Source organism: Gordonia tangerina, from assembly GCF_021556435.1.
GTDB classification, from domain to species: Bacteria; Actinomycetota; Actinomycetes; order Mycobacteriales; family Mycobacteriaceae; genus Gordonia; species Gordonia tangerina.
The window spans coordinates 49,116-62,089 of sequence record NZ_JAKGCU010000005.1 but is presented as its reverse complement, the minus strand read 5'-3'; the positions used below and the strand labels follow the sequence as shown (position 1 = coordinate 62,089).

Here is a 12,974-nt window from a genome sequence, read left to right as displayed (position 1 = left end):
TTACAGTCCGCACACAATGACCTTGTTACGCAGATCCACCGTCGTCCTCGGGCTCGTGTTGCTCACGGTCACCGGGGTTCTCGTGCCCGCCCACGCCGCCGACGGCACCACCACGTGCCGCCCGCAGCTACCCGGCGTCGAAGCGCAGCACATCGCCGCGTTGTCGGCTCCATCCGCCAACCGGACGTTGGTCGATGCCCAGTCCAACGTGCATCAGATCGCGGACATCTGGGGTGACCAGGGTGATCCGCGCGGCGCTTTCGCCGACGTGTACGCGCCGATCCTGGACACCACCGTGCCGTCTATCCGCCAAGGGGTCTATACGGATTCGGAGTGGGCTCGCCGGCTCGCGCTGAACTTCGTCAATCGCTACCTCGCCTCGGTTCACGCGCACGCGACGGGCGCCGATGTCCCTCGTGAATGGCAGCGGTATTACCAGTACGCGACCGACTGCCGCCACAGCGGCGGACGCGTTGCAAACTCCGGCATGAACTCGCATCTGATACTGGACCTGCCGACCGCGCTCGACGCCGTCGACACCAGCCGGCAACGGTGGGCCGATTTCAACCTCTATGGCGAGATCCTCGGGAAAGCGACCCCGCAGATCGTCGCGTCGATCAAGGCCGACTACGGCACGGATCTCAGCGAGTTGTTCACCGCGTCCATCGTCGGCGACACGATCGGCGAGGAACGTGCGACCGGCCTGTTCTTCCAGAGTGTCCGGGCGGCCGCCTGGGTCAGCGGCCGTGGCCTCGCCGAACCCGCCACCACCGCAGCCACCCATGCCGCGATGTGGGCGGAATGGCTGACCGCTGAAGGCGTCCTGGACACCTCTGATGCGATCGGGCTCTTCTGACCGGACCGGGCTCTACCGTGGGGGCATGACGTCGATTGCCGTGACGAGCTCCCGGGACCTCGGCCTCGTGAGTGCGTTGCTCGCGCAGGCCTTCGCCGACGACCCGGTGGTGCGCTGGATGAATCCCGACCCGGCGCGGGACAAACAGATTTTCCACACGTTACTGCGGTGGGCACATGGCGAGGCCGCGTCGATCGACCTGGCCGTTCGCGACGGCGTTCCCGTGGGCACCGCGGTCTGGGATCGACCGGGGCACAAGCTGTCGACGGTTCAACAGGTGGGCTCGATGGTGGGATTCGTTCGTGTCCTGCGTGGTCGGGTGGCTCGCGGCGCAGCCCTGGAACGTGAATTCGCGAAGGTGAGGCCCCGCGAGCCGCATTGGTACCTGGGGCAGGTGGGTGCCACCATCAAGGGAGCGGGCGTGGGTAGCGCATTGTTGAGCACCGGCATCGACCGCGTCGACGGACCGGCCTACCTGGAGAGTTCCAATGAGGCCAACGTGCCGCTATACGAGCGGTACGGCTTCGCGGTGACCGGCGAGATCACGCTGCCGATGGATGGGCCGACGGTCTGGCCGATGTTTCGCCGGGGCTGAGCTGTACGGGAGTGTTCAGGTGGCCCCGCACGCCTGCGGGCCCCGCCGACCTGTCAGGCCGGGTCACTAGACTCAGCACCGTGAGTCCTGCCAAGAGTTCCACCGTGCCCGCGAAGAAGTCCGCCAGCGCCGCCGGCAAGTCGGGTTCGGACGGACGCCCGCTGCTGATGCTGCTCGACGGGCATTCGCTGGCCTACCGGGCGTTCTTCGCGCTGCCGGCCGAGAACTTCAAGACCGCGACCGGCCAGACCACGAATGCGGTGTACGGCTTCACCTCCATGCTTATCAATCTGTTGCGTGATGAGGAGCCCACCCACATCGCGGCGGCCTTCGACGTCTCCCGCAAGACCTTCCGGTCGGAGATGTTCCCGGAGTACAAGGCGCAGCGCTCGAAGTCACCGGACGAGTTCAACGGTCAGGTCGATCTGACCAAAGAGGTGCTCGACGCGCTGGGCATCCCGGTGATGGCCATCGAGGGCTATGAGGCCGACGACATCATTGCCACCCTGGCGACACAGGCAGACGCCGCGGGTTACCGGGTGGTGGTCGTCACCGGCGACCGCGATTCATTGCAGCTGGTCAACGACTCGATCACCGTCCTCTATCCCCGCAAAGGTGTCTCCGACCTCACCCGTTTCACCCCGGCCGAGGTCGAGAAGAAGTACGGATTGACGCCCGCGCAGTATCCCGACTACGCCGCTCTGCGCGGCGACCCGAGCGACAACCTGCCCGGGATTCCCGGAGTGGGGGAGAAGACCGCATCCAAGTGGATTCGGGAGTACGGGTCGCTCGCCGGCCTGGTCGATCATGTCGACGAGGTCCGGGGCAAGGTGGGCGATGCCTTACGCACGCATCTGGCGTCGGTCCAGACCAACCGGCAGCTCACCGAGCTCGTCCGGGACATGCAGCTTCCGTCCGGGCCGGACGACCTCGCGATGGTGGGCTGGGACCGCGACCGCATCCACGTGCTCTTCGACGATCTCGAGTTCCGTGTCCTGCGTGATCGGTTGTTCTCGACGTTGACGTCGGTGGAACCGGAAGCCGAAGCCGGCTTCGACCTCGATGGCGCGGTACTGCAACCGGGCGAGGTCCGCGCCTGGCTGGCCGACCACACGACGACGGGCCGCAGCGGCATCGCGGTCACCTCACCCCATCAGGTCGTCGGCGCCGATGCGACCGGGATCGCGATCGCCGCTGCCGACGGCGTCTCGGCCTACATCGACGTCACGTCCGTCGACGCCGACGACGAGCAGGCCTTGGCGGGGTGGCTGGCCGACACCGAGCGACCGAAGGCCATGCATGAATCGAAATGGGGCGTGCACGCGGTCCGAGCGCGCGGCTGGACCCTCGGAGGGGTCACCAGTGACACCTCGCTGGCGGCCTACCTGGTGCGACCCGGGCAACGGACGTTCAACCTCGACGACCTCACGCTGCGATATCTGCGGCGTGAACTACGCGACGACGCCGCGCCCGACGACGGTCAGATGTCGTTGCTGGACGACGACGGCGGTGACGCCAAGCACGCCGAGCAGCAGATGCTGGAGGCCCGGGCGGTGGCTGAGCTGGCCGACACCCTCGACACCGAGCTCGAGCGCATCGACTCGCTGGCCCTGTTGACCGAGATGGAGCTGCCGCTGGCCTTCGTCCTGGCCGAACTCGAGGCCGCCGGCATCGCTGTCGACGTCGAGCACTTCCGCGAACTGGAAGCCGACTTCGCCCAACGCATCCGCACCGCGGCAGACTCCGCCTACGAGGTGATCGGCGAACAGATCAACCTGGGTTCACCCAAGCAGTTGCAGACCGTGCTCTTCGACAAACTGGACATGCCGAAGACCAAGAAGACCAAAACCGGCTACACCACCGATGCCGATGCGCTGCAGAGCCTTTACGAGAAAACCGAGCATCCGTTCCTGGCGCATCTGCTCGAGCACCGTGACGCCACCCGGCTCAAGGTCACCGTTGATGGATTGCTCAAATCGGTGGCCGACGACGGGCGGGTGCACACCACGTTCAATCAGACGATCGCGGCCACCGGTCGGCTCTCGTCGACCGAACCCAACCTGCAGAACATCCCGGTGCGCACGCAGGCCGGCCGACAGATCCGCGAGGGTTTCGTGGTGGCATCGGACCACGAATGTCTGATGACCGCCGACTACAGCCAGATCGAGATGCGCATCATGGCGCACCTGTCCGAGGACGGCGGGTTGATCGAGGCGTTCAACACCGGCGAGGATCTGCACAATTTCGTCGGCTCGCGGGCGTTCGGCGTGCCCATCGACGCGGTCACCACCGAGATGCGTCATCGCGTGAAGGCCATGTCATACGGGCTCGCCTACGGGTTGAGCGCCTTCGGGCTGGCCGCCCAACTCAAGATCAGTCGCGACGAGGCCAAGGAACAGATGGAGGCCTACTTCGCGCGGTTCGGCGGAGTGCGTGACTACCTGCACAACGTCGTGGATGAGGCACGCCGAAACGAATACACCGCGACCCTGTTCGGTCGGCGCCGCTACCTACCCGACCTCAACAGCGACAACTGGCAGCGTCGCCAGTCCGCGGAACGAATGGCTCTCAACGCGCCGATCCAGGGCACCGCGGCCGACATCATCAAGGTTGCGATGATCAATGTGTACGGCAGGCTCCGGCGGGAGGGGCTGCAGTCGCGCATGCTGCTACAGGTACATGACGAACTCGTCATCGAGGTCGCGGCCGGGGAACGCGAAGCGGTGGAGGCCGTCGTCCGCGACGAGATGGGTAGCGCGATCACCCTGTCGGTGCCGCTGGAGGTGTCGGTGGGCTTCGGCCGGTCATGGGACGACGCAGCGCACTGACCGATGCGTCTGGTCGCCGCGGCGTAAATCTCTCGTAACCGTCAGGTGGAACGGCTTGCCAGCCACTAGTGTTCGAACAGTGCGTCGATGGCTGCCGCCGGCGTCTCGAGTGCGCGCCCGATCATGCGCTTGCATGGTGGGGAAGAGAACAGATGGGGTATCTGATGCGTTTTCTGCGATCGTCGCGACCGGTCGGTGTGCTCATCGCACTGTTGTCGATCCTGGTCCTCGCACTGGCGGGTTGTTCGAACAACGAGGAGAGTGAGGGCCTGGGTGCCGACATCTCGCCGACCAGCGTCGAGGTGGAACCGGTGGCCGAGATCGCCGACCTGGTGCCTGCCCCGATCCGTGAGTCCGGACAGCTGATCGTCGGCGTCAATGTGCCGTACGCGCCGAACGAGTTCAAGGACGCCAATGGCGACATCATCGGCTTCGACGTCGATTTGATGAACGCGGTCGGCAGCGTGCTCGGCCTGACACCGCAATACCGAGAAGCTCAGTTCGACACCATCATTCCGTCGGTCCAGGCCGGAACCTACAACGTGGGCATGTCGTCGTTCACCGACACCAAGGAGCGCGAAGCGCAGGTCGACTTCGTCACCTATTACAGCGCGGGTGTGCAGTGGGCCCAACAGGTCGGCGCGGGTATCGATCCCAACAATGCCTGCGGCAAGCGGGTTGCGGTGCAGTCCACCACTTATGAGGACACCGACGAGATCCCGGCGAAGAGCCAGGCCTGCACCGACGCCGGTCAGCCCGCCATCGAGAAGGTGCGTTACGACAGCCAGGACGAGGCGACCAACGCACTGATGCTGGGCCGCGTCGACGCGATGTCGGCGGACTCGCCGGTCACCTCGTACGCGATCGAGCGGTCCAACGGCGAGCTCGAGCCGGCCGGTGGTGTGTTCGACTCTGCGCCGTACGGCTATCCCGTGCAGAAGGGATCGCAGCTGGCGCAGGCGCTGCAGCAGGCGGTCCAGTACCTGATCGACAACGGCCAGTACCAGACGATCGCCGAGCACTGGGGTCTCGGAGCGGGCACGATCCCCACGTCGGTCATCAACGGTGCGGTCAGCTGACCGGTGACGGCACCAGCGACTGGTCCGAGCGGGGCCGACCGCGTCTCCGCTGAGCCCGAACCCATCAAGGCGGTGCCACTGCGTCACCCGGGCCAGTGGTTCGCCGCCGCCATCGTGCTCGTGCTGGTGGTGCTGTTCGTCTACGGCGCGGCCACCAACAGCGCGTACGCGTGGAACACCTACGCCAACTATCTCTTCGACACCCGCATCCTCACGGGCATGTGGTACACGCTGGTGCTCACCGTGCTGTCGATGATCATCGCGATCGTGCTGGGCGTGCTGCTCGCCGTGATGCGACTGTCGTCGAATCCGGTGTTGCGGTCGACCGCGTGGGTCTATCTCTGGGTTTTCCGCGGCACACCGGTGTATGTGCAGTTGGTGTTCTGGGGGCTGTTGCCGGCGATCTACAAGCAGATCGACCTCGGCATCCCGTTCGTCGTGCAGTTCGCGCATTTCGATATCCAGGCACTGTATTCGGCGTTCATCTTCGCGATGATCGGCCTCGCGCTCAACGAGGCGGCCTACATGGCCGAGATCGTGCGGGCGGGTGTCTCGTCGGTCGGTGAGGGTCAGATGGAGGCCTCCGTCGCATTGGGTATGTCATGGTCGCTTGCCATGCGGCGCACGGTGCTACCGCAGGCCATGCGCGTGATCATCCCGCCGACCGGCAACGAGGTGATCAGCATGCTCAAGACGACGAGCCTCGTGGCTGCGGTGCCCTTCACCGGGGATCTGTACGGGCGTGCGCGGGACATCTCCGGGGTGAATTTCGAGCCGATTCCGCTGCTGCTGGTGGCGTCCACCTGGTACCTGGCGATCACCAGCATCCTGATGGTCGGCCAGTACTACCTCGAGCGGTACTACTCGAAGGGTGCCAGCCGGCAGATGACCGCCCGACAGCTCAAGGCCATGGCTGCCAAACCGAACACAACGATCGCGGAAGGGGAGAGCGATGAGCGTCGCTGAACGCCCCATGGTCTACGCCGACCGGGTCTGCAAGAACTTCGGCTCCCTGCGGGTGCTCAAGGGCATCACTCTCGAGGTGGGCCGTGGCGAGGTGCTGTGCCTCATCGGGCCGTCTGGTTCCGGGAAGTCGACGTTCCTGCGCTGCGTCAACCATCTCGAAGTGGTCAATGCGGGACGGCTTTACGTGGATGGTGATCTCATCGGCTACCGCGAACGTGGTGACAAGCTCCACGAGATGAGCCCGAAGGACGCAGCCAAACAGCGCCGCGACATCGGCATGGTGTTCCAGCACTTCAACCTGTTCCCGCACCGCACCGCGTTGGAGAATGTGATCGAGGCGCCGACACAGGTGAAACGGAAGAGCAAACGGGAGGCCACCGAGAGTGCCCGCACGTTGTTGGCCCGGGTGGGCTTGGCCGACAAGGCCGACACCTACCCCGCCCAACTGTCGGGCGGACAGCAGCAACGTGTCGCCATCGCCCGTGCGCTGGCGATGGAACCCAAGCTGATGCTGTTCGACGAGCCGACGTCCGCGCTGGATCCGGAGCTCGTCGGGGAGGTGCTCGGCGTGATGCGTGAACTCGCGGCCAGCGGGATGACGATGGTGGTCGTCACCCACGAGATGGGCTTCGCTCGTGAGGTCGCCGACCAACTGGTGTTCATGGACGGCGGTGTGGTGGTGGAGCAGGGTGATCCGCGTGAGGTGCTGGCCAACCCGCAACACGAACGTACTCAGGGCTTCCTGTCAAAGTTGTTGTGAGGCAACTGCTTCCGAGCGCGTCCTGTGAGTGTCACCAACTGTTGCCTGAGGAACGAGGCGCCAGCCGAGTGTCACGAAGGGCCCCGACCTCACACCTTTCGGCAGCAGAAGATCGCGGTGCCCGGGAAGTATTGTCCGCGAAAAGGACTCCACTGCCCCCACACCTCCTCGAAACCCTCCGGCCACTCCGGTTCCACGATGTCGTCGAGCACCAACCCGGCCGCGCGGATCTCCCGGACGCGATCGCCGATGGTCCGATGGTGTTCCACGTAGGTGATGGCGCCGGCGTCGTCGACCTCGGTGTAAGGGGTGCGGTCGAAGTAGGGGATCTGCACGATGAGGCCGTCGGGTCCAGGGTCGTCGAGGAACATCCAGCGCATCGGATGATTGACCGCGAAGACCCAGCGTCCTTCGGGGCGCAGGACCCGGGCCACCTCGGCCATCACATGCGCCGAGTCGGCTACAAACGGTACCGCGCCGAAGGCCGAGCACGCCACGTCGAACGAACTGTCCGCGAAGGGAAGTGCCTCGGCGGTCGCCTGCACCAGCGGGACCCGGCTGCGGTCTTGCTCCATCGCGGCGAGTCCGATGCCGAGCATGCGACGCGACAGATCGACGCCGACCGCACGAGCGCCCTGTCCGGCCAGCCACCGGGCACACGGTGCCGAGCCGCAGCCGACCTCCAGGATGTCGCGGTCTGCGATGTCACCGAGCAGGCCGATGTCAGCTTCTCGCAGGCCTTCCGGGCACCACACGAAGTCCCCGCCGGCGGCATGGGTTCCCAGGAAGGCGCCGTGTTCGGCGTGATAGTTGTCGGCGTCGTGGTCCCACCACCATCGGTTGGCGCGGTCACTCGTCGGTGAGTCGACGCGCCCGAGAATGCGCGGAGGTCGATGCGTCGAGCCGGCATCGTCGGTGCGCTCCTCACTCATGCCGGTGAGTCTAGCGACTGGTATCGGCTGGATCGGAGCCGCCAGCAGCGCACACGGTGATAAAATCGCGCGTGGTCAGCCTCCTGCTCCTGGGCCCGATCGATGTGTCGGGACCGACGGAAGCGCGCGCTGCTCAATTCGGTAGTCCACGGCTGCGGTGCCTGTTGGCCGCGCTCGGCGCCCGTGCCAATGTCGCTGCCGACGCCGACTGGCTCGCGGAGATCCTCTGGGGGCAGAGTCCGCCGACCAATCCGGAGGCTGCGCTGCACAACCTGGTGTTCCGCTTGCGTGCGCAACTGCGCGAGCACGGCGTGACAGACAAACTGGCGATCGTCACCGCCGCTCCCGGCTACTCGCTTCGGGTCGACCGCGACGAACTGGACCTCCTCGCGTTCGCCGACCGCTTCCATGCCGGGTGTGCGGTGACCGAGGCCGACCCGGGCGCTGCGGTGGCGCTGTTCGATTCTGCGGAGAGTCTTTGGCGTGGAAGACCATTCGGCGAGTTCGCCGATGAGCCATGGGTGCGTGGCGATGTCGAGGCGCTGCAGGAAACCCGGGTACGGATCGTCGAGGCGACCGCCGATGCGCTGCTGCGTTCGGGACGACCGGCAGATGCCGCGAGTCGACTCGAGCCCGCCGCCGCGGCACACCCGTACCGGGAAAGTGTGCACCAGGCGCGGATGCTCGCCCTCTGGCAAGCCGACCGCCCCGCCGAGGCGCTCGCGGTGTTCCGACGACTGCGGGCACGGCTGGCGACCGACCTCGGCACCGAACCCACCATTCGGCTCGGTGACCTGCACCAACGTATCCTCGCCGGCGAACGGGCGCCGACACCCACCGCCCCTGCAACGCCCACGGGCACCGCGCCGCCGACACGCCGCAGACCCGCACCGGAGGCGTCCGTGAGAGTCATCGGCCGTGATGTTGAGCTGGCCGATCTCGCGGCTCGAATCCGCCCGGGAACGGTGGTCACGGTAGTGGGGCCCGGCGGAGTGGGCAAGACCGCGCTGGTGCGCGAACATGCTCGTCACCAAGGGGCCACCTGGATCGCAGAGCTGTCGGGCGTGGCGTCGCCGGCCGACGTGGTACACAGCGTCGTGTCGGCAACCGGGGCCGCTCCGCGGCGGGATCTCGGCGATCTCGAGGCGCTCGTCGAAACACTCTCGGGCCGAGTCGGTTTGCTTGTCCTCGACAACTGCGAGCACGTGGTCGACGCGGCCGCCGAGCTGGTCGAATCGGTGATCAGTCGATGTGCCGACCTATCGGTGGTGGCGACGTCGCGTGTTCCGTTGGGGTTGACCGCCGAGCAGGTCAGCGTGCTGGAGCCGCTGACGGTGCCGGCGGCGAACGCGTCGTCGGCCGCCATCGCCGAGAGCCCGTCGGTGCAGCTCTTCTGTACTCGTGCGCACGCCCGCAACGATCGATTCGTGCTCACCGAGGAGAACGCCGCAGCAGTGGCCGAGATCTGCCGACGACTCGACGGGCTGCCGCTCGGCGTGGAACTCGCCGCGACCAGAGCCCGCGCCATTGCTCCGGCGGCGCTGGTGGACCGCCTTCAGTGGCGATTCCGGATTCTGCACAGTCCCCGGGACACCGACCGCCGGCACCGGAGTCTGCATGCGCTGGTCGACTGGTCGTATGCGCTGTTGAGTGATGCGGGTCGCGCTTTGTTCGATGCCCTGGCGGTGTTTCCGGCGCGCTTCGACCTCGACGACGCGGAAGCGCTCGCGGGGCACAGTGAGGTGGTACCGCGTGACGAGGTGGCCGATATCGTCAGTGAGCTCGTCGACAATTCGATGCTCTCGGCCGACGACTCCGGCTACCGAATGCTCGAGACTCTGCGCGCCTTCGGACTTCGACGACTCGACGAGAACGGTCGCCGCACATCGGCGCGAGCGGCGCATGCGCACCTGGTGGCCGATCGGATCGCGCCACTGGTCCGGGATCTCTTCGGCCCCGGCCACGTCGCGGCAGCCGGTCTGGTCGCGGCGCGCCTCGACGATGTGAGACAGGCGGTCGACCATGCCTGCGAGGTCGATCCGACGCTCGGCGACCGGATGATGGCGGGGGTGATCCCATTTCTGGAGCTGACCATGAGCACCGAGGCCACCGCCTGGTCACGCCGGCTTCGCGCAGCCGCCGATGTGTCGGTGGAAGATCCTCCGAAGTTGCCCGCGGCGTGGGCGGTGGCCGCCGCCGGGGCCCGCTTCGACGGGAATCTGTTGACCGCCAAGGAGTATGTTCGGTGTGGGCTGGCGTGCAGCCCCGCACCCGCCGTGGAGGTCTACCTGCGGATGATGCTCGTGGAGGTCGGCCTGTTCCAAGGGGATGTGACGGCGACGTCGCAGTTGGCCCGCGATTTCCGGGCAGCGGGAACGGTCGCGGGGATGGCCGGCGCGGGCCGCATGGCCGACCTCTGCGTGCTGCTGATGAACGCCTACGCCGGCGACGGGCCCGCCGCGCATCGGGCTTCGCTGCGGATCGCCGATTTATGCACCGCGGCAGGGGAGACCGTCGTCGAAGGATGGGCGCGCTACGGTGCCGGTGAGTGCATTCTCGACGACGATCCGAGTCGAGCCGGCGAGCTGCTCGACGATGCGATCGCTTCTGCTGCGCACACGGGTGACCGCTATCTGATGGGTGTGGCACTGGTGTCCCGGGCATCCATCGAAGCCCGTTGCGGGACACCGGAGGTGGCCGCTCGTCTGTTCACCGATGTGCTCAACCACTGGCGCGACGCCGGCAACTGGACACACCAGTGGGTGTCGCTGCGCACGGTAGTCGATGTGCTGCTACAACTCGATCGGCCCGAGGCGGCGGCCGAGTTGTTGGGCGCGATGCGCCGGGCCGATGAGATCACCGGGGCGGGGGCCTACGGCACCGACGCCCAACGACTCGACGCCGCGCATCGTCGATTGCGGGAGCGTCTCGGGGACCCGACGCTCGACGAGGCGATGATGCGCGGCGCCGATCGACCGCGGGTCGATGTGGTGGCCGCGGCGCTGGCAGCGCTCAGCCCGGCGTGAGTTGGTAGAACCGGAAGAAGCTGAACTCCTCGATCGGCAGCACCTCCACCTCGGCGAACCCGGCCTGCTGGGCGTAGGTGCGCAGTGTCGATGCGCGCATCACCGTTCCGGTGCCTGCCGACGGTGTCGAACTCATCCCGTCGGGCAGACAGACGAACAGCGAGAAGGCGTACATGATCTTGTCCAGATCGTCGGCGGGGCCGGCGAACTCATCGGAGACCGCCTCGTCCATGATCACCATGACACCGTCGGGCGCCAGCGCCGCCCGCGCCGCGGCCAACACCTCCACCGGGCGGGGCATGTCGTGGACGCACTCGAAGGCGAACACCACGTCGAACGGTCCGCGCTGCCCTGCGTCGGAGGCGTCGGCCAGCACGAACTCCACCCGATCGTCGACGCCGGCCTCCGCTGCTGCGTGACGCGCCATCTGCACCGACGCCTCGTCGACATCGAGGCCCACGAATGTCGCCTCCGGATAGGCCTTGGCCAGCGCGATGGTCGAGTAACCGGCGCCGAATCCGACGTCGGCGATGCGGGCGCCGGAACGGGAGAGCCGCGCGTGCAGGCCGTCGACGCCGGCGAGCGCAGGCGCGAGTTGACGGTCGAACCACGGGCGGTTGAGTGCCGCCTGGCATTCGCGGGCGTCGGCGCCCAGTTCTGCCCAGCTGACACCGCCGCCGGTGCGGTAGGCGTCGAGCAGGGCCGGAAGCTGGCCGAACGATGCGGCGAACATCCGCGGCAGCGTGCCCAAATAGGCGAGGCTGGCGGTGTCGGTGAGGGCTTCGGCCACGCCCGGTTGGATGCCGAAGCGGATCGGGTCGGCATCTAGGTCGGCGTCGAGTATCCCGAAGGCCGACTGCATCTCCAGCCATTCTCTGGCGTAGCGCCGATGAGTGCCGGTGCGGTCGGCCAACTCGTCAGCCGACACCGGGCCGTGCTGGACGAGGCAGTCGTACCACCCGAGGCGTTCGCCGAGATAGATACTCATCGTCTCGGCGGTCGCCAGTGCTGAGGTGAAGATGCGCTCGGCGAAGGCGTCGGCCGTGACCGGCCGGTCGTCGGAGTGCGTCGGTCCGGGGGAGGGGGAAGTCGTGGTCGTTGATGTGGAGGGTGTCGTTGTCGAAGGTGTTGTTGTGCTCATGGGGCAACGATGCGTCTCCTCGCTCTCAGTTCGCTCTCACGCGGTGGTGAGGTTCTCTCACGGTGTCGTCGCGGCCGGTCCGCCTGCGACGATGTGGTCGCGACGGTTGTCGGGATCCCAACGACGCACCGTGGTGAATGAGCCGGAATCCTCGAGCGAGCCGACGGCGTCGAGGACGTCGAGGACCGCGGCGAGCTGCGTGGTGTCGACGCGCCGGGCGAGTGTGATGTGCGGAGTCCAGTCGCCCGGGGCGGCATGAGCGAAGGCGCCGTTCTCACCGAGGAAAGGTGTGGCGATGTCGCACACCCGGCGGTGCACCGCCAACAGCGTGGCGCTCGGCACCACCACTCGAGCCAACGTGCGGCGGGTCCCGTGGCCGAACAGCACCGGAGCGCCGATCCGGCACGGCAGAGGCAGGTCTTTCGCACAGGCCCCGAGTGCGTCATCGACACCGCTGTCGATGTGCCCGGCCGCGATCAATGTGACGTGTGGGCGATTGGTCGAGGCGCGGATACGGGCTGCGCTGGGCAGCCCGGCGTCGGCCAGCGCCTGCCATTCGGCGCGGACACGGGCGTCGATCGACTCATCGGGCAGGAGCTCGATGGAATGCGCCACGGCGCCAGTCAACCAGAATGGCGAGCACCTGGGTATCGAGTGGGTATCGAGGTGAGGGAGCAGGCAGTGCCGGTGAGCGGTTCGTCGTGGCCGGTGAGTGTTCTCAGCCGCGCCCGATAGCTGCTGACCAGCCGAAATGAGGGACCGCCCACCTCGAGGACGGTGACCCTTCGCCT

At 66.8% G+C, this 12,974-nt stretch carries 10 protein-coding genes; 7 read left to right on the top strand and 3 right to left on the bottom strand.

The window, feature by feature from the left end; genetic code table 11:
* Positions 1–16 precede the first annotated feature (16 nt).
* From L1892_RS08205 to L1892_RS08180, 6 genes are all read left to right on the top strand, one after another.
* Positions 17–856, top strand: coding sequence for a DUF5995 family protein (locus L1892_RS08205; RefSeq protein WP_235723101.1), 840 nt, complete (start codon positions 17–19; stop codon positions 854–856).
* 25 nt (positions 857–881) lie between these two features.
* Positions 882–1,451: a GNAT family N-acetyltransferase gene (locus L1892_RS08200; protein WP_235723100.1), complete on the top strand. Its 570-nt coding sequence runs from the start codon at positions 882–884 to the stop codon at positions 1,449–1,451.
* Between the two features lie 80 nt (positions 1,452–1,531).
* Positions 1,532–4,279 (top strand): DNA polymerase I, encoded by a 2,748-nt coding sequence (gene polA / locus L1892_RS08195; protein ID WP_235723099.1) that lies wholly within the window; start codon positions 1,532–1,534, stop codon positions 4,277–4,279.
* 164 nt (positions 4,280–4,443) lie between these two features.
* Positions 4,444–5,358: an ABC transporter substrate-binding protein gene (locus L1892_RS08190; RefSeq protein ID WP_235723258.1), complete on the top strand. Its 915-nt coding sequence runs from the start codon at positions 4,444–4,446 to the stop codon at positions 5,356–5,358.
* 3 nt (positions 5,359–5,361) lie between these two features.
* Complete coding sequence (locus L1892_RS08185; protein WP_235723098.1) at positions 5,362–6,324, top strand: amino acid ABC transporter permease; 963 nt, start codon at positions 5,362–5,364, stop codon at positions 6,322–6,324.
* A complete protein-coding gene (locus L1892_RS08180; RefSeq protein WP_272492741.1) occupies positions 6,311–7,084 on the top strand; it encodes an amino acid ABC transporter ATP-binding protein in 774 nt (257 codons plus the stop codon). The genes L1892_RS08185 and L1892_RS08180 overlap by 14 nt, the downstream gene beginning before the upstream one ends.
* An 89-nt stretch (positions 7,085–7,173) precedes the next feature.
* Here the strand turns inward: L1892_RS08180 and L1892_RS08175 are convergent, their stop codons facing one another.
* Positions 7,174–8,016 (bottom strand): class I SAM-dependent methyltransferase, encoded by an 843-nt coding sequence (locus tag L1892_RS08175; RefSeq protein ID WP_235723097.1) that lies wholly within the window; start codon positions 8,014–8,016, stop codon positions 7,174–7,176.
* 71 nt (positions 8,017–8,087) lie between these two features.
* On the opposite strand from L1892_RS08175, the gene L1892_RS08170 reads away from it, so the two are divergent.
* The gene (locus tag L1892_RS08170) at positions 8,088–11,042 is read left to right on the top strand and encodes an ATP-binding protein (protein ID WP_235723096.1); all 2,955 of its coding nucleotides are present in this window, start codon (positions 8,088–8,090) and stop codon (positions 11,040–11,042) included.
* Here L1892_RS08170 and L1892_RS08165 read toward each other — a convergent pair.
* Both L1892_RS08165 and L1892_RS08160 read right to left on the bottom strand, forming a co-directional pair.
* A complete protein-coding gene (locus tag L1892_RS08165) occupies positions 11,029–12,183 on the bottom strand; it encodes a class I SAM-dependent methyltransferase (RefSeq protein ID WP_235723095.1) in 1,155 nt (384 codons plus the stop codon). The two genes, L1892_RS08170 and L1892_RS08165, sit on opposite strands and share 14 nt — an antisense overlap.
* A 57-nt stretch (positions 12,184–12,240) precedes the next feature.
* Entirely contained in the window at positions 12,241–12,798 is a 558-nt protein-coding gene (locus tag L1892_RS08160) for a 2'-5' RNA ligase family protein (protein WP_235723094.1), read from the bottom strand.
* Positions 12,799–12,974: the final 176 nt, after the last annotated feature.